We start from the raw sequence: 17,173 nt of genomic DNA on the forward strand, positions 1-17,173 counted from the left end.
CATCAGGTTGGTGGAAGCGGTATTCGGGGGTCCGCTTTCCGGTTGATCGACCGGGATGTCACCATTCACTTACATGTCAGGCCGGGGGCTGGAACGTGGAGGACTAGTGACTGGAGAACCGGTGACCGGCGGACAAGTGCCTGGAGAGCGGACGGCGAACGACCAGGCACCGGACGGTCGGGCGACCCACGATCAGGCACCGGACGGCCCGGCGACCGGCGCTCCGGCAACGGGGCCTCGGCCGACCACCCTGGTGATCGAGCGGCGCGGAACGGCCAGCCTGCGGTCGCGGGCGATCGCCGCCGGGGTACGCGGGCTCGTCCAACCGTATGTGGGCCGGATGGCACGCCGTCCCATGGATGAGAACGCGCTACGCCGCGCCGCCGCGTTCGACCGGATGGCGGCCCGGCGGCCCGCGCCCAAGGGGACCCGGTGCGAGCCGGTACGGTTCGACGGCTTCGGCGCCGAGTGGGTGCACGGCCGGGGCGTACCGGCCCGGCGCGACAAGGTCATCCTCTACCTGCACGGCGGCGGATGGGTCTCCTGCGGGCTCAACACCCACCGCCCGATGATCTCGTGGTTCAGCGCCGCCGCCGGTGTCCCGGCGCTGTCGGTGGACTACCGGATGATCCCGGACGTGCCGTTCGAGAAGGAGGTCGACGACTGCGTCACGGCCTACCGCTGGCTGCTGGAGGAGCGCGGCGTCCGGCCCGAGAACATCGTCATCATGGGCGACTCGGCGGGCGGCCACCTGACGTTCGCCACCGCGCTGCGCGCCCGCGACGCGGGGCTGCCGCGCCCGGCCGCGCTGGTGGCCATCTCCCCCATGCTCGACATGGACCTCTCCGGCAAGCTCGCCCACGCCAACATGAAGCTGGACCCCTCGGCGCCCGGGCTGCTCCTGGAGGCCCTCATCGAGGGCTTCCTCGGCCATCTGGACCTCGCCGACCCCGCTATCTCCCCCATCCGGGCCGACCTGACCGGCCTGCCTCCGGTCCTGCTCACCGCCGGCTCGACCGAACTGCTGTGCTGCGACTCCGAGATCATGGCCCGCCGGCTGGCCGAGGCCGGGGTACCGGCGACGCTGCAGATCTACGACCGGCAGATCCACGTGTTCCAACTCTTCGGCTCGTTCCTGCCCGAGTCGCGCGCGGCCATCGCGGCGCTGGGCGGATTCGTCCGCGACGCGTACGCGACCGCGGCCGACGCCGCTCGCGAGGCCGGTCCGGAACGCAGAACGGCCTAGCCCGATGCCATGAACCAGTGCCATGAATCCAGCGCCATGAACCCAGTGTCATGACCCCGTGCCGTGACCACTGCCATGGCCCGGCGCTCGGATGCGGAAGTCAGGGTTAGACGGAACTCAGGGGTAGTCGGAACTGAGGGGTAGACGCGGAACTCGCGGGTAAAGGGGCAGCCAAACGCACCACTTGGCCCGGCCAGGAGACCGGTCATACGGCAGGGCAGAGACCGGGCAGAGACCGGGCAGGAGGCAAGAGGGTCATGACTGGGACAATGCGGGTACCGCGCAGCCGTGGCGCCCTCAGCGGGACGCTGCTCGTCCTGCTCGGGTTGTGGGGCGGGCTGCTCCCCTTCGCCGGTCCGTACGCCGACTTCGGCTTCGCTCCGGACGAGCCCTGGGTCTACACCACCGACCGGCTGCAGCTGAGCGTGGCACCGGCAGCCGCCACCGTGCTCGGCGGGCTGATCGTGCTCGCGGTCGCCAACCGCGCGGTCGCGATGGCGGGTGCCTGGCTGGCCGCGCTGGGCGGCGCCTGGTTCGTGGTCGGCGCGCCGGTCGCCACGCTGTGGAACGTACCGGGAGTCGGCGCACCGCTGGGCACCGAGGAGGGACGCCGGCTGGCCGAGCAACTGGCCGGATTCACGGCTCTCGGGGTGATCGTGGTGTTCCTCGCCGCGTTCGCGCTGGGCCGCATGGCCGTGGTCGGTGTACGGGAGGCCGGAATGTACGGCGAGGAACCGGCGCCGGACACGAGCGGCACCACGCAGCCGATCGCGCCTGTCCAGGGGCGGTACGCCCGTTCTCCGGGCGACGGGCGCGGGCCGTTCGAGCCCAAGTCGCCGGACCCCTACGATCAGCGGGTCGCCGGCGAACGGACCGACCCGCGGCCCTAAGGCTCCAGCGGTTCTGGGGTCTAGCGGTTCTTGCCGCGCATGTTGCGGACGGAGCTGTGGGTCTCGTAGCTACCCTTCTCCTCGTCCAGGCGGACGTCGTCGCGGTCGGTGAACATGGCGACGAAGGCGATCAGCAGGCCGACGCCACCGATCCAGACCTCACCCCAGACGAAACTGAGCGCCACGCACCCCAGCGCGACCGTCATCAAAAGCAGCAGCTTCATTGCACCCCTCGACCGTGCGACCACGCCGTGCGACCAGCACACGGAACCAAGTAAGCGATAGATTACAACAGTTCCGTGGACAGCAGCGTGCCGCGGCCAGGTGACACGGCAGGCCGGCACTGCATGGTTACCAACGCTGCATGGTTACCGACCCTGCACGCTTACCGACTCTGCATGGGCACAGACACGGCATGGTTGCTGACACTGCAGGATGACATGGCACGGCCCGCCCGGGGAAGAGCCGGGCGGGCCGGAACGATCGGCGCTATTTGCGCTTACCGCGCTTCTCGCGAATCTTCATCGTGATGTCCAGCGGCGTACCGGGGAACCCGAACTCCTCGCGCAGCCGCCGCTCGATGAACCGCCGGTAGCCCTCCTCCAGGAACCCGGAGGTGAACAGCACGAACCGGGGCGGCCGTACCCCCGCCTGCGTGGCGAACAGGATCCGCGGCTGCTTGCCACCCCTGATCGGGTGCGGATGCGAGTTCACCAGATCGGCGAAGAACTGGTTGAGCTTGGACGTCGGCACCCGCATGCCCCAGCCCTCCAGCGCCGTCTCGATGCCCGGCACCAGCTTCTCCATGTGCCGGCCCGTACGGGCGGAGATGTTCACCCGGGGCGCCCAGCGCGCGTTGTGCAGCTGCCGGTCGATCTCGCGCTCCAGGTAGTGCCGGCGCTCCTCGTCCAGCAGGTCCCACTTGTTGTACGCGATCACCAGCGCGCGGCCCGAGTCGATCACCATCGAGATGATCCGCAGGTCCTGCTCGGCCAGCGGGTCGCTGGTGTCGATCAGCACGACCGCCACCTCGGCCCGCTCCAGCGCCGACTGGGTCCGCAGCGTGGCGTAGAAGTCGGCGCCCTGGTTCTCCCGGTGCCGCCGCCGGATCCCCGCGGTGTCGATGAACCGCCAGGTCTTGCCGCCCAGCTCGATCATCTCGTCCACCGGGTCACGGGTCGTGCCCGCGACCGCGTCCACCACCGCGCGGTTCTCCCCCGCCAGCTGGTTGAGCAGGCTGGACTTGCCGACGTTCGGCCGGCCCAGCAGCGCCACCCGGCGCGGCCCGGCGACCTCGTCGAACGTCTCGGGCGGTGCCTCCTCGGGCAGCGCGTCCAGCACCGCGTCCAGCAGGTCACCGCTGCCGCGCCCGTGCAGGGCGCTGACCGGGTACGGCTCGCCGATGCCCAGGTTCCACAGCATCGCCGCGTCCGCCTCGGCGCCGATGTCGTCGACCTTGTTGGCCACCAGCACGACCGGCTTGCCCGACCGGCGCAGGATCTCCACCACGGCCTCGTCCACGTCGGTCGCGCCCACGGTCGCGTCCACCACGAACATCACCACGTCGGCCAGCTCCACCGCCAGACTGGCCTGCTCGGCGATCGCCGCCGCCAGCCCGGAGGCCTCCGGCAGCCAGCCGCCGGTGTCGACCACCGTGAACCGGCGGCCGCTCCAGTTCGCGTCGTAAGCCACCCGGTCACGGGTCACCCCCGGCACGTCCTCCACCACGGCCTCGCGCCGTCCGATCACCCGGTTGACCAGGGTCGACTTACCGACGTTGGGACGGCCGACCACCGCCACCACCGGCGCCGGCGGCTCGTCCGCCACCGCCTCGGCGGCCGTCTCGATCTCGTACTCGCTCACTGTGCTCCCCGCCTGCCTCCGGAGACGCCATCAGGCGCCGCCGTGCCTGTCCCGACCAGCCGATCCCGCCGAATACCTCGGCCTCGCCGCTCTGGTCGCAAGCTCCCGCCGCTCTCATCAGAGACACGGCGCTGTATATCCCGCCTACCTACGGAGGCGCCTCAAGGCGCCACCTTCCCTCGTCACTCCGGTCGCAAGCGTCGTCCGCGTGCTCAGTCGCGCTCTTTGGCGAGGTGGACGACCGCCTCGATGACCTCGACGAGGCTCAGCCCGGTCGAGTCGATCTCCGCCGCGTCCCCGGCCTTGGCCAGCGGCGACGCCGTACGGGTGGAGTCCAGCCGGTCACGCCGGGCCTGCTCGGCCTGCGTCACCGTCACCGACGCGGCCGGGTCGGCGGTCAGGTCCTTGGCCCGCCGCGCGGCCCGGACCTCCTCGCTGGCGGTGAGGTAGACCTTGACCGGCGCGTCCGGTGCCACGACCGTGCCGATGTCGCGGCCCTCCACCACGATCCCGCCGGTTCCGATGATCTCACGCTGCAGCGCGACCAGGCGCTCGCGGACCGCCGGCACGGAGCTGACCGCGCTGACCGCGTTGGTCACCTCGCGGGTACGGATGGGCTCGGCCACGTCCGTGCCGTCGACCGTGATCGTCGGGCCGTCCGGATCCGTACCGGACTCGATCACCGGCTCGGCCACCCGGGCCGCGACCGCCGCGGCATCGTCCACCGGAACGCCCGCGCGCAGCATCCACCAGGTCATGGCGCGGTACATCGCGCCGGTGTCGAGATAGCGCAGGCCCAGGGCGCGGGCCACACCCTTGGAGGCGCTGGACTTGCCCGACCCGGACGGGCCGTCCATGGCGATGACGAGCGGCACGATGCTCCCTTTCGGTTCACGGTGGGGCCTGGACGGGGGCGGGCATGCGGCTGCGGCCCTTGAAACCGACGCCTTGTCCCCCGTACGGCTCCCAGCGTGCCAGGCTACCGTTCCCCGGGCACCGCCAAAGCCTCTCGGCCGGCGACGGAGCCTCTCAGCCGGGGCCAGGGTCCTCGGCCGGGGACGGGGCCTCTCAGCCGGGGACGGACCAGCCTCGGGCGCGCAACTCCTCGGACAGCCGCTCGGCGGCTCCCGGGCTGACCGAGAGCTCCAGGACGCCCAGCGGACGGCCGGGCGAGTGCTCGATCGTGACGTCCTCGATGTTGACCCCGGCGATACCGGCCGCCTGGAAGATCATCGCCAGCTCGCCGGGACGGTCGGGGATCACGACCTGGACCACGGCATAGGAGGACGGTTCGCCGCCGTGCTTGCCCGGGATCCGGGACCTGCCGGCGTTGCCGCGCAGCAGCAGGTCGGCCACGTGGGTGGCGGCGCCCTCGCTGCCGTCGCGCAGCAGTGAGGCGGCGACGGCCAGATCGGTGGCCACGGCCTCCAGCACGTCGGCGACCGGCGTGGCGTTGGCCGTCAGGATACCGATCCACAGCCGGGGATCGCTGGCGGCGATCCGGGTCACGTCCCGTACGCCCTGGCCGGTCAGCCCGAGCGCCGTCTCGCCGGCGCCGGTCAGCCGGGCCGCGACGGCGGCCGACACCACGTGCGGGCCGTGCGAGACGAGCGCGACCGCCTCGTCGTGCTCGGCCGCGTCCAGCACCACCGGCTCGGCGCCGCAGGCCGTGACCAGCGCGGTGACGACCGCGACCGCCTCGGGCCTGGACTCCGGCGCCGGGCACAGCGCCCACGGCCGTCCCAGGAAAAGATCACCACGGGCCGCCGCGGGACCGGACCGCTCCCGGCCCGCCAGCGGATGGCCCGGTACGAACGAGGTCAGATCGCAGCCCAGCTCGGCGGCCTGCTTGAGCGGCAGCGCCTTGACGCTGGCCACATCGGTGTAGACGGCGGCCAAGCCCCGCTTCTGCGCGTCCAGCAGGGTCACCGCCACGGCCGCGGGCGGCACCGCCAGTACGGCCAGCTCGGCGGGCTCACCGACGGCGCCGTCGGGCAGTGCCTCGCCGGCGCCCAGCTCCACCGCCATCGCCAGCGACGCCGCGTCCCGGTCGGTCAGCAGCACCTCGGTACCGCGCTCGCGCAGGGCCAGGGCGATCGAGGTCCCGATCAGCCCGGTGCCGACCACGATGATGCGTCCTGGAATGCCGTCTTCAGCCACGCCACCAGCGTAGCGGCACCCCGGTGACGGCCCGTCCGTCATCACCGGATCATGAGTGATCGCCGGGTCAGGGTGGTATCGGGACATGCGTGTATCGGGACCACTGCGTGTGTCGGGACCACTGCGCCGTGTCGGTACTACTGCGCGATGTTGGGGGTCACTGCGCGATGTCGAGCCGGAGTGCGGTCGCGCCGCGCAGGTAGACGTGCTGGATCTCGGAACGGGGACGGTCGGTCTCGATGTGCGCCATCAGCCGGATCACCCGGGGCAGCGCGTGCGGCACCGCGATCTCCGACGCGCACAGCAGCGGTACGTCGTGGAAGCCGAGCTTGCGCGCGGCCAGCGCCGGGAACTCGGTGACCAGATCCGGTGTCGCGGTGAACAGCACGCTGATCACGTCGTCGGTGGTGAGCCCGTTCCGGCCCATCACCTCGGCGACCAGTTCGGTGGTCGCCGAAAGGATCTGCTCCCGCTCGTCGGCGTCGACCTGCGTCGCCCCGCGGACCGCGCGTACCGCCACTTTCCCGTCCTTCCTTCAGGCCCGCACAGGCAGGCCGTAGGGCCCACTGTCCTGAGGGCCCACTGTCCTGCAGGTGCACCTGCCCTACAGGCCTACTTGCCGTGCAGGCCTACCGTTCTGCAGACCACTGCTCCACCGGCCCGGCTGCTCACCGGCCCGGCTGCTCTAATAACCGAGCTCGGAAGACCGAGCTCTACAGACCGACGGCCTTGTACAGCTCGCCGATCTCCCTCACGCTCAGCGCGCGCATCCCGCCCGGCTTCAGCGAGGCCAGCTTGATCGGGCCGAACTCTATTCGGGCCAGCTGCTGGACCGGGAATCCGACCTCCTTCAGCAGCCGGCGCACGATGTGCTTGCGGCCCTCGTGCAGGGTGATCTCCACCAGGATCCGGCGGCCCACCTGGTCGAAGATCTTGAACTTGTCGGCCTTGGCCGGACCGTCCTCCAGCTGCACCCCGGCGCGCAGCCGCTTGCTCAGGTCGCGCGGGATCGGGCCGTGGATCTCGGCCAGGTAGGTCTTCTCCACGCCGTAGCTCGGGTGGGTGAGCCGGTGGGACAGCTCCCCGTCGTTGGTGAGCAGGATCAGGCCCTCGGTGTCGGTGTCGAGCCGGCCGACATGGAACAGCCGCTCGGGCACGTCCACGAAGTCGGCCAGCGACTTGCGGCCCCGCTCGTCGGACATGGTGCTCACCACGCCGAGCGGCTTGTTGATCGCGTAGTAGCGCATCTCGGCGCGGGTCTCGACCCGGCGGCCGTCGACGTGGATGACGTCGTTGCGCGGGTCGACCCGCTCGCCGAACCGGAACACGTCCTTGCCGTTCACCCTGACCCGGCCCTCGCCGATCAGTTCCTCGCAGTGCCGCCTGCTGCCGATGCCGGCCTCGGCCAGCACCTTCTGCAGGCGTACGCCCTCGTTGGCCGTGTCGTTCACCTTGTCGTTCACTTGGTGTCCTCGATGATCTCTTCAGGCAGGTCGTCGGGCAGGTAGGGGGCCAGGTCGGGCAGTTCTTCCAGGCCGCGCAGGCCCAGCCGTTCCAGGAAGTACCCGGTCGTGCGGTACAGGTGCGCCTGGGTCTCGGGGTCCTGGCCGGCGTCCTCGATGAGGCCGCGCAGCGTCAGCGTACGGATCACGCCGTCGCTGTTGACGCCCCGGATGGCCGAGACCCTGGCCCGGCTCACCGGCTGGCGGTAGGCCACCACGGCCAGCGTCTCCAGCGCGGCCTGCGTCAGCCGGGCCTGCTGACCGTCGGTGACGAAGCGTTCCACGACCGGGGCGCAGGCGTCCCGGGTGTAGAACCGCCAGCCGCCGGCGACCTCCCTCAGGTCGAACCCCCGGCCCTGCTCGGTGTATTCCGCCGACAGCTCGCGGAGCGTGGCGGTGATCTCGTGGGTGGGCCGTTCCAGCAGCTGGGCCAGCGTGATCTCGGCGACCGGCTCGTCCACGACCAGCACGATCGCCTCGACCGAGGCCCGCAGGTCGGGGAACTCGGCGGGCAGCGCCGGATCGCGAGGCGCGTCCGTGGGCGCGTCCTCGCCGGGTCCTTCAGTCATCGGTCTTGTCCTTCTGCGGCTCAGCCGAGCCCTCGTAGGCGTCGGCGACGTCGATGTCGGCGTCTTCGGTGCCGGTCCAGGTGATGTGCAGTTCGCCCAGCGGCTCCGGCTGCTCGAACGCGACCATCTGCTCGCGGTAGAGCTCCAGCAGCGCCAGGAAGCGCGCCACGATCTCGAACGTGCCCGCGCAGTCGTCGGTGAGCACCTGGAACGTCGTGGCTCCCAGCGCCCGCAGCCGCTCGACCACGATCGCGGCCTGCTCCTTGACGCTGGCCTGCGGCTGGTAGATGTGCTCCACCGAGACCGAGGGCGGCTCCTTGGGCGTGAGGGCCTTGGCGGCCAGCCGGGCGAACTCGGCCGGGCCGAGCCCCAGCAGCACCTCGGGCAGCATGTTGGCGAACCGGGGCTCCATCGGCACCATGCGGGGGAACCGGCGGCTCTGCTCGGCGATCCGCCCGACGAAGACCTGGGCGACCTCCTTGTACGCGCGGTACTGCAGCAGCCGCGCGAACAGCAGGTCACGGGCCTCCAGGAGTGCCAGGTCCTCCTCGTCGTCCACCTCGCCGGACGGCAGCAGCCGGGCCGCCTTGAGATCCAGCAGGGTGGCCGCGACCAGCAGGAAGTGGCTGGCCTGGTCGAGGTCCCACTCCTTGCCGTACGAGCGGATGTGGCCGATGAAGTCGTCGGTCACCTTGTGCAGCGAGACCTCGGTGATGTCCAGCTTGTGCTTGGAGATCAGCCCGAGCAGCAGGTCGAACGGGCCCTCGAAGTTGTCCAGATGGACCTGGAACCCCCGGGCCTGCTCGGCGCCCTCCTCGGCGCCCTGCTCCGGCGACGTCTCGTTCACGTCGCTCACGGTAGCGGAGCCCACCCGGTGTCCCTCTCGTCACGGCACGGCACGTTCACGCCGTCACCATGGTCCCACGGTCCGGAAGCGGACGCGCCATGACGGTCACGCTCCGTTCCGTCCCGGCCCGTGCCGTTCTCAGCTGGAACGGGCCGGCTCCGGGCCGGTCCGGGTGGATCCGGACCGGGTCAGCCCCGCTGCTGCTCCAGCTCGATCTCGCGCCAGCGCCCGAGGACCTCGCGGGCCAGGCCCCGGTAGGCGTTGGCGCCCATGGAGTTGGGGTCGAAGTAGGTGATCGGCTCGCCGGCCACGGTGGCGTCGGGGAAGCGGACGGTGCGGTTGATGACCGTGTGGAAGACCTGGTCGCCGAACGCCTCGACGATGCGGCCGAGCACCTCGCGGGTGTGCAGGGTGCGCGAGTCGTACATCGTGCCGAGGACGCCGTCGATCACCAGGTCGGGGTTGATCCGCCCCTGCACCTTCTCGATGGTCTCCATCAGCAGTGCCACGCCGCGCATCGCGAAGTACTCGCACTCCAGCGGGATCAGCACGCCCGCGCTGGCGGCCAGCGCGTTGACGGTGAGCAGGCCCAGCGACGGCTGGCAGTCGATGAGGATGTAGTCGTAGTGCGGCAGGGCCGACTTCAGCGAGTGCGAGAGGATGTACTCGCGGCCCACCTCGTGGACCAGCTGCACTTCGGCGCCCGACAGGTCGATGTTGCTGGGGAGCAGGTCCATGCCGTCGACACCGGTGTCGATGACGATGTCCTCCCAGTCGGTGTCGGCCTCCAGGAGCATGTTGTGGACCGTCATGTCCAGCTGGCGTGGGTCGCCCTTGCCCAGCCCCACCGACAGGGCACCCTGCGGGTCGAAGTCCACCAGCAGCACCCGGCGGCCGTACTCGGCGAGCGCGGCGCCCAGGTTGATGGTGGTGGTGGTCTTGCCGACGCCGCCCTTCTGGTTACAGATCGACACGATGCGTGCCGGGCCGTGCTCGGCCAGCGGCTCAGGGTCCGGGAACGTCGGAACAGGGCGCTTCGTCGGCCCGAGAGCGCGGCCCGGATCGGTCTCTATGGTGGCGGAGGAAAGGCTCCCCCCAGTGGCCTGTGTGCTCGTCACCAGATCCCTCCCCGGTGGCCCGAAAATGCCATCCAGCACCGGGGACTCTAAGGCTTGACACCACCTGTCACAAGCCGACGCGCGCCCTTGGTGGGATTTGTCTCCGGCCAGGTCCCGGCCGCAGGGGGCCTGCCGGGCCTTCCGTTCGGCCCCGAGCGCGCGGATGAGTCAGCTCCGTGCGCGGGTGAGTCAGCTCCGTGCGCGTGGATGGGAGGTGGCGTAGACCTCGCGCAGTAGCTGCACCGTCACCAGCGTGTAGACCTGCGTGGTCGTGACCGAGGCGTGCCCGAGGAGCTCCTGGACGACCCGTACGTCCGCTCCCCCGTCCAGCAGGTGCGTGGCGAACGAGTGCCGCAGCGTGTGCGGGGAGACGTTGGACAGCCGGGCCCGCTCGGCGGCGGCCCGCAGCACCATCCAGGCGCCCTGGCGGGAGAGCCGCCCCCCGCGCGCGTTGAGGAACAGCGCGGGCCCGCCGCGTCCGGCCCTGCTCAGGGTCGGACGGGCCCGTACGAGGTAGGCCTCGACGGCGCGGCCGGCGTAGTCGCCGACCGGGACGACGCGGGTCTTGCCGCCCTTGCCGGCGATCCGGGCGAAGCCCTCGCCGAGGTCGAGATCGTCGACGTCCAGGCCGACGGCCTCGGAGATCCGCGCGCCCGACCCGTACAGCAGTTCCAGCAGCGCGCGGTCGCGCAGGGCGCGGGCCGCGTCGACGTCGCCGCCGCCCTCGGCCGCCGTGCCGGAGGCGGCCAGCAGCCGCTCGACGTCGTCGATGGAGATGGCCTTGGGCAGCCGCCGGGGCGGCGTCGGGGGCTTGACCTCGCGGGCCGGGTCGATGCTCGACAGCCCTTCGCGCACCGCGAACCGGTGCAGCCCGCGGACGGCGACCACGGCGCGGGCCGCCGAGCCGGCCGACAGCGGCGGATGCTCGGCGTCGCCCTCGCGCAGGCCCGCCAGGAAGCCGCGCACGTCGTCCTCGGTGACCTGGTCGACCGCCGTACGGCCGCTGCCGACCAGGGCGGTCAGGTAGCGGCGCAGGTCGCGGCGGTAGGAGCTGAGGGTGTTGGCGGCCAGGCCCCGCTCGACGGCGAGATGGCCGAGGTAGGTGCGCACCGCCGATCCCAGGGGGGAATCGGGCCACGCCTCGTCGGCACCGGACCGCGCGACGCTCCGGCCGGTCGTGCTCGGTGACAGTTGCGGCACCTCTTCCCGGGCGGGGTGGCCGAGTTAGGACGTGCCCATCATGCACGCTGGCGAGGCCGCATGGGCCGAACCGCGGGGACGAAACCGCGTGAAGGGGCGCCACGGGCGGAACCGCCGGCCCCCGGCCGCCGGCCCCGCCGTCACCCCGCCTTCAGCCTTCGGGGGCCTCCACCGGCCGCAGGTCGCCGTAGCCGCCGGCGCGGGCGGCCTGGGCCGCCAGGATCCCGGTCACCGCGATCATGTTGCGCAGCTCCCCGGCCAGGACCTTGCGGACGGCCTCGTCCAGCGGTACCCACACCACCGGCATGTCGGCCTCCTCGTGCACCCGCTCGAAGTCGATCTGGTCGGCGGGCACCTCGGCCAGGTCGCGGGCCAGGAAGATCCGCACCTGCTCGTCCGACATCCCCGAGGAGGGCAGCACGTCCACCAGGACGTCCCAGCGGCCGGCCCGGTAGCCGGCCTCCTCCAGCAGCTCGCGGGCCGCCAGCTCGTGCAGCGGCTCGCCCGACACGTCGCGCAGCCCGGCGGGCGCCTCCCACAGCATCGCCGCGCAGGCGTGCCGGTACTGGCGCAGCAGCAGGACCCGGTCGTCGGCGTCCACCGCCAGGATCCCGACCGAGCCGGGATGCTCGACCACGTCGCGGTGCACGATCTCGGTGCCGTCGCCGTTCGGCATCCGGACCGAGTCGCGCCGTACGGTGAAGATCCGGCCCGCGAACTCCCGGGTCGCGCCGAGGACCTCCCAGCGCTCGGGAGCGTCGCGGACGTCCGCCGTCCCGATCTCCAGCCGGTCGCTCACGGGGCCGACACCGCGCCGGCGCCGCCGCGCAGCTCGGCGTAGTCCAGCGCCGCCTCGACCAGCCCGGCGAACAGCGGGTGCGGACGGGTCGGGCGGGACAGGAACTCCGGATGCGCCTGGGTGCCCACGAAGAACGGGTGGGCGTCGCGCGGCAGCTCGACGTACTCGACGAGCCGCCCGTCGGGCGACAGGCCGCTGAAGACCAGCCCGGCCTTCTCCAGCTGCTCGCGGTAGGAGTTGTTGACCTCGTAGCGGTGCCGGTGCCGCTCGGAGACCTTGGCCTCCCCGTACAGCTCCCGGACGACCGAGCCCTCGGCCAGGTCGGCCGGGTACAGGCCGAGCCGCATGGTGCCGCCCATGTCGCGCTCGCCCGCGACCACGTCGACCTGGTCGGCCATGGTGGCCACCACCGGGTGCGCGGTCGCCGGGTCGAACTCGGAGCTGCCCGCGTCCGGCAGCCCGCCGTGCGCCCGGGCCGACTCGATCACCATGCACTGCAGGCCCAGGCAGATGCCCAGCAGCGGGACGCGCTCCTGCCGGGAGTGCCGGATCGCGCCGAGCTTGCCCTCGATGCCGCGGACCCCGAAGCCGCCGGGGATCAGTACCCCGTCGACGCCGTCCAGCTCGCGCCGGGCGCCCTCGGGGGTCTCGCAGTCGTCGCTCTTGACCCAGCGGATGTTGACCTTGGCGTCGTTGCCGAACCCGCCGTGCCGCAGCGCCTCGGTGACCGACAGGTACGCGTCGGGCAGGTCGATGTACTTGCCGACCAGCGCGATCGTCACCTCGCGCGCCGGGCGGTGCACCCGGCGCAGCAGCTCGTCCCAGGCGCCCCAGTCGACGTCGCGGAACGGCAGGCCGAGCCGGCGCACCACGTAGGCGTCCAGGCCCTCGGCGTGCAGCACCTTGGGGATGTCGTAGATGCTGGCGGCGTCGACGGCCGAGACCACGGCCTCGCGGTCCACGTCGCACATCAGGCTGATCTTGTTCTTCAGCCCGTCGGTGATCGGCCGGTCCGAGCGGCACACGATCGCGTCGGGCTGGATGCCGATGGACCGCAGCGCGGCCACCGAGTGCTGGGTCGGCTTGGTCTTCAGCTCACCCGAGGGCCCGATGTAGGGCAGCAGCGAGACGTGCAGGAAGAAGCAGTTGTCGCGGCCGATCTCGTGCCGGATCTGCCGGACCGACTCCAGGAACGGCTGCGACTCGATGTCGCCCACCGTCCCGCCGACCTCGGTGATGACGATGTCGACGCCCTCGTCGCCGGTGCCGGCACCCGGTCCGGCGGTCAGGCCCGTCTCGGCGGCCATCCCGCGGATCCGGTCCTTGATCTCGTTGGTGATGTGCGGGATCACCTGGACGGTGTCGCCCAGATACTCGCCGCGCCGCTCCTTGGCGATCACGTTGGAGTAGACCTGGCCGGTGGTGACGTTGGCCGAACCGTGCAGCCGGGTGTCGAGGAACCGTTCGTAGTGGCCGACGTCGAGGTCGGTCTCGGCCCCGTCGTCGGTCACGAAGACCTCGCCGTGCTGGAACGGGTTCATCGTTCCGGGGTCGACGTTGAGATAGGGGTCCAGCTTCTGCATCGTGACGCGGAGGCCGCGCAGGGCCAGTAGCCGGCCCAGGCTGGACGCCGTCAGTCCCTTGCCGAGGCTGGAGGCGACACCGCCGGTGACGAAGAGGTGCTTGGTAGGTCGTGATCTACCCGTGGCTGCCGAAGGCAAGAAAGCGCTCCCGTGGTCGTTGCGAGGCGGACGGTACCGCACTGTCCACGGGCCACCAGAATAACAGGCACGGCGGGATGCACCGTCCGGGTCATGCCCCTCCGGCTCCACCATGCCCCTGGTCAGGGGCCTTTCGCCCGGTCCGATGGCCGAATCGGGCGCCGGAACCGGCTCCGCGCCGCGCTATCGCCCGGATCCGGGAATCCGGCGATCCGGGCGACCGGCGCCGGGCGTACCGGCACCCCCGAGACGAGCCGGGCGAGCCCCGCCCTGGCGCCGGGCGAGCCCGGCCCGGCGGGCCGGGTGGAGGGATCGGATCAGATCCGCGGGGCCGCCGTGGGCATGATGGTGCGCAGTTGGCGGGTGAGCTCGTCGATCAGCGACCGCGCCTGGTCGGCGGCCTGCCGGGCCGCGTCGCGCTCCTGCGACAGCTCGGCGATGGCGGCGCGCTGCTCGGTCACGGCCTGGGCGAGCTGGTCCACCCACTGGTCGCGTTCCTTGAGCTTGTCGGCGATCGCGTCCCGCTCGGCGGCGACCTGCCGCATGGCGGTGACGGCGTTGTCGCGCTCGCGGCCGGCCTGGTCGACCTGGCCGCGCGCCAGCGTGCCCTCGGACTCGGCCCGCGCCTGCGACTGCACGGCGGCCTCGCGGGCGCGTTCGGCGGCCTCGCGGCCCTGGACGGCGCCGTCCCGCTCGCGCTCGGCCTTCTTGGCGGCCTCCAGCGACTGGGCGGCGGTGTCGAGGGCCTGCTCGCGCTCGGACTCGGCGGCCTGCAGGCGGCGCCGGGCGTCGTCGGCCTCCTTGGCGGCGCCGGCCGCGGCGTGCTGGAGGTTCTGGACCTTCATCTCGGCGTCGGTGAGCTTGGCCCGCAGGCCCGACATCTCGCCGTGCGCCGCCTCCAGCGCCCGCGACAGCTCGGAGGCCTGCTCGGCCATCCGGTCGCGCTCGCCCTCGGCGGTACGGCGGCCGGTGACGGCGTCCTCGACGGCCCTCAGGGCGTCGTCGCGGGCCTCGCTCATGGCGTCCCGCTGGGTGATCGCCTGGCGGACCGTCGCCTCGGCCTCGGCCACCCTGCGCTCGGCCTCGGCGGTGCGGCGCTCGGCCTGCTCCACCCCGGCCTGCGCCTGCTCCATCTGGGAGCGGGCCTGCTCGGCCTGCGCGCGCGCCTGGTCGGCCTGGACCCTGGCCTGCTCGGCCTGGCCGCGGGCCTGGTCGGCCTGGGCGCGGCCCTGCTGGGCCTGGTTCCAGGCCGCGGCGGCGTCGCGCTGCGCCGTCTCCTTCTCGGTCTGGAGCGCCGAGATCTGCGTGGCGGCCTCGGCCTGGGCCTCGGCGACGCGGCGTTCGGCCTCGACCGCGCGCCGGTCGGCCTGCTCGGCCTGGCCCCGCGCGCGCTGCACCTCGCCCCAGGCCGCCGCCGCGTCCCGCTGGGCGGACTCCTTCTCGGCCTGGACGGCGGAGATCTGGCCGCTCGCCTCGTTCTGCGCCTCGGCGATCCGGCGTTCGGCCTCGACCGCGCGCCGGTCGGCCTGCTCGGCCTGGCCCCGCGCGCGCTGCACCTCGCCCCAGGCCGCCGCCGCGTCCCGCTGGGCCGATTCCTTCTCGGCCTGGACGGTCGCGACCTGGCTCTGGGCGTCGGTGTGCGCCTCGGTGACCTTGCGCTCGCCCGCGGCCAGCGCGTCCCCGATGAGGTCGGCCATCTGGCGCAGGCGCTCGACGATGTCCCACGGCTGCGCCTCGGGCGGGTCGGGCTCGGTACGGGCCGCGTCGCCGGACCGCTGCCCGGCGGCCTTGATGGGCTGCGCTGCCGCGTCCCGGGCCGCGACGGGCCAGGGCGTGCCGGTGTTCTGGACGGGGCGTGGCCCCGATCCGTTCAGCTCGCTCACGTGTCTCCTCGCCTGGCGGCACGAGGCCGCGTTCGCGGGGCAGTCGTACTGGTGGTGCTCGCCGCACTCCTCGCCCGGCGGCCGATGTCCGCCCGGCGGCTCGTCGCTTCGCTCACCCAAGGCACTCTAGTGCCGACCAGCACGGCGTTTGCCCAGTTTGGGGTTTAGTTTCTTGATCCTCACGGTCTATTCGCACGCATGAATCGTTGAACGGTGCGTTGAACGGTGCGTTGAACGGTGCGCCGAGCGGCCCGTTGACGGGTGCGCCGAGCGGCCTGCCGAGCGGTGCACTGGGCGGCCTGCCGAACGTGCGGGCGCGGTGCGGCGCGCGGCGTGCCCGGCGGTGGCCTCACCCAGGTGGAACAATCTCCGGCCATGGAGTTTCGGACCTTGTATCCGCCGATCGAACCGTACGAATCCGGGCTGCTCGATGTCGGCGCCGGCGACCAGATCTACTGGGAGGTCAGCGGAAACCCGGAGGGCAAGCCCGCGGTCATGCTGCACGGCGGGCCGGGCGGGGGCTGCAGTCCCGACCACCGCCGCCAGTTCGATCCCGAGGCGTACCGGATCGTGCTGTTCGACCAGCGCAACTGCGGCCGCAGCCTGCCGCACGCCGGGGACCCGGAGGTGTCGCTGGAGGCGAACACGACCTGGAACCTGGTGGCCGACATGGAACGGCTGCGCGAGCACCTGGGCATCGAGCGGTGGCTGGTGTTCGGCGGCTCGTGGGGCAGCGCGCTGTCGCTGGCGTACGCGCAGGCCCATCCGGACCGGACGTCGGAGCTGGTGCTGCGCGGCATCTTCATGCTGCGGCCGTTCGAGATCTACTGGTTCTACCAGGAGGGCGCGTCGCTGCTGTTCCCCGATCTGTGGGAGGACTTCCTGGCGCCGATCCCCGAGAACGAGCGCGACGACCTCGTGACGGCGTACGCGGAACGGCTGGACTCGGCCGACCGTGAGGTGCGGATCGCCGCCGCCCGGGCGTGGTCGCAGTGGGAGGGCCGCACGCTCTCGCTGCTGCCGGACCCGGAACGGGCCGACCGGTTCGGCGAGCCCGACTACGCGGTCTCGTTCGCCCGCATCGAGAACCACTACTTCGCCAACGAGGGCTTCTTCGAGGACGAGCAGCTGCTGCGGGACGTGGACCTGATCCGGCACATCCCCGCGGTGATCGTCCAGGGCCGGTACGACGTGTGCACGCCGGCCGCGACGGCGTGGGACCTGCACCGCGCCTGGCCCGAGGCCGACTTCCACATCGTCGGCGACGCGGGGCACGCCTACAGCGAGCCGGGCATCCTGCACCGCCTGATCGAGGCCACCGACCGCTTCGCCCGCCAGGACGGCGCCTGACGGGACGGCGGGGGTCGCCTGACCC

Annotated in this window: 16 protein-coding genes; 3 read left to right on the forward strand and 13 right to left on the reverse strand. The window is 72.1% G+C overall.

Translation table 11 applies throughout. From position 1 onward, the window contains the following. The first annotated feature begins 121 nt into the window (after positions 1-121). Positions 122-1,246: an alpha/beta hydrolase gene (locus ACH34Q_RS03515; protein WP_395981245.1), complete on the forward strand. Its 1,125-nt coding sequence runs from the start codon at positions 122-124 to the stop codon at positions 1,244-1,246. 257 nt (positions 1,247-1,503) lie between these two features. Further along, positions 1,504-2,136: a hypothetical protein gene (locus tag ACH34Q_RS03520; RefSeq protein ID WP_395981246.1), complete on the forward strand. Its 633-nt coding sequence runs from the start codon at positions 1,504-1,506 to the stop codon at positions 2,134-2,136. Positions 2,137-2,156: 20 nt separating this feature from the next. Here the strand turns inward: ACH34Q_RS03520 and ACH34Q_RS03525 are convergent, their stop codons facing one another. From ACH34Q_RS03525 to ACH34Q_RS03585, 13 genes are all read right to left on the reverse strand, one after another. Beyond that, positions 2,157-2,360, reverse strand: coding sequence for a hypothetical protein (locus ACH34Q_RS03525; protein ID WP_395981247.1), 204 nt, complete (start codon positions 2,358-2,360; stop codon positions 2,157-2,159). A 265-nt stretch (positions 2,361-2,625) separates the two neighbouring features. Further along, positions 2,626-3,999 (reverse strand): ribosome biogenesis GTPase Der, encoded by a 1,374-nt coding sequence (der, locus tag ACH34Q_RS03530; protein WP_395981248.1) that lies wholly within the window; start codon positions 3,997-3,999, stop codon positions 2,626-2,628. 212 nt (positions 4,000-4,211) lie between these two features. Then, entirely contained in the window at positions 4,212-4,874 is a 663-nt protein-coding gene (gene cmk / locus ACH34Q_RS03535) for a (d)CMP kinase (RefSeq protein WP_395981249.1), read from the reverse strand. A 193-nt stretch (positions 4,875-5,067) separates the two neighbouring features. Next, positions 5,068-6,159, reverse strand: coding sequence for a prephenate dehydrogenase (locus tag ACH34Q_RS03540; RefSeq protein ID WP_395981250.1), 1,092 nt, complete (start codon positions 6,157-6,159; stop codon positions 5,068-5,070). A gap of 157 nt (positions 6,160-6,316) precedes the next feature. After that, positions 6,317-6,679, reverse strand: coding sequence for a chorismate mutase (aroH, locus tag ACH34Q_RS03545; protein WP_395981251.1), 363 nt, complete (start codon positions 6,677-6,679; stop codon positions 6,317-6,319). A 193-nt stretch (positions 6,680-6,872) separates the two neighbouring features. Continuing rightward, entirely contained in the window at positions 6,873-7,622 is a 750-nt protein-coding gene (locus tag ACH34Q_RS03550) for a pseudouridine synthase (protein WP_395981252.1), read from the reverse strand. After that, positions 7,619-8,230, reverse strand: a complete 612-nt coding sequence (gene scpB / locus ACH34Q_RS03555; protein WP_395981253.1) for an SMC-Scp complex subunit ScpB — start codon at positions 8,228-8,230, stop codon at positions 7,619-7,621. Before scpB ends, ACH34Q_RS03550 begins: the two co-directional genes overlap by 4 nt. Continuing rightward, positions 8,223-9,077 carry a segregation and condensation protein A gene (locus ACH34Q_RS03560; RefSeq protein WP_395981254.1) on the reverse strand — a complete coding sequence of 285 codons (855 nt, stop codon included), beginning with the start codon at positions 9,075-9,077 and terminating at the stop codon, positions 8,223-8,225. Before ACH34Q_RS03560 ends, scpB begins: the two co-directional genes overlap by 8 nt. 188 nt (positions 9,078-9,265) lie before the next feature. Further along, positions 9,266-10,195, reverse strand: a complete 930-nt coding sequence (locus tag ACH34Q_RS03565; protein WP_395981255.1) for a ParA family protein — start codon at positions 10,193-10,195, stop codon at positions 9,266-9,268. A 189-nt stretch (positions 10,196-10,384) separates the two neighbouring features. Further along, positions 10,385-11,305 (reverse strand): site-specific tyrosine recombinase XerD, encoded by a 921-nt coding sequence (locus tag ACH34Q_RS03570; RefSeq protein ID WP_395981256.1) that lies wholly within the window; start codon positions 11,303-11,305, stop codon positions 10,385-10,387. A gap of 241 nt (positions 11,306-11,546) precedes the next feature. After that, positions 11,547-12,194, reverse strand: a complete 648-nt coding sequence (locus ACH34Q_RS03575; RefSeq protein WP_395981257.1) for an NUDIX domain-containing protein — start codon at positions 12,192-12,194, stop codon at positions 11,547-11,549. Next, on the reverse strand, positions 12,191-13,915 hold the full coding sequence (locus ACH34Q_RS03580) for a CTP synthase (RefSeq protein WP_395981258.1): 1,725 nt from the start codon (positions 13,913-13,915) through the stop codon (positions 12,191-12,193). Before ACH34Q_RS03580 ends, ACH34Q_RS03575 begins: the two co-directional genes overlap by 4 nt. A gap of 317 nt (positions 13,916-14,232) precedes the next feature. Then, positions 14,233-15,798, reverse strand: a complete 1,566-nt coding sequence (locus ACH34Q_RS03585; RefSeq protein ID WP_395981259.1) for a hypothetical protein — start codon at positions 15,796-15,798, stop codon at positions 14,233-14,235. Between the two features lie 375 nt (positions 15,799-16,173). Between ACH34Q_RS03585 and pip the strand changes: the two genes are divergently transcribed. Beyond that, positions 16,174-17,148 (forward strand): prolyl aminopeptidase, encoded by a 975-nt coding sequence (gene pip / locus ACH34Q_RS03590; RefSeq protein WP_395981260.1) that lies wholly within the window; start codon positions 16,174-16,176, stop codon positions 17,146-17,148. The last annotated feature ends 25 nt before the right edge of the window (positions 17,149-17,173 follow it).

The sequence above is a fragment of the Actinomadura sp. 9N407 genome (genome assembly GCF_044326315.1).
Taxonomy (GTDB): Bacteria; Actinomycetota; Actinomycetes; order Streptosporangiales; family Streptosporangiaceae; genus Spirillospora.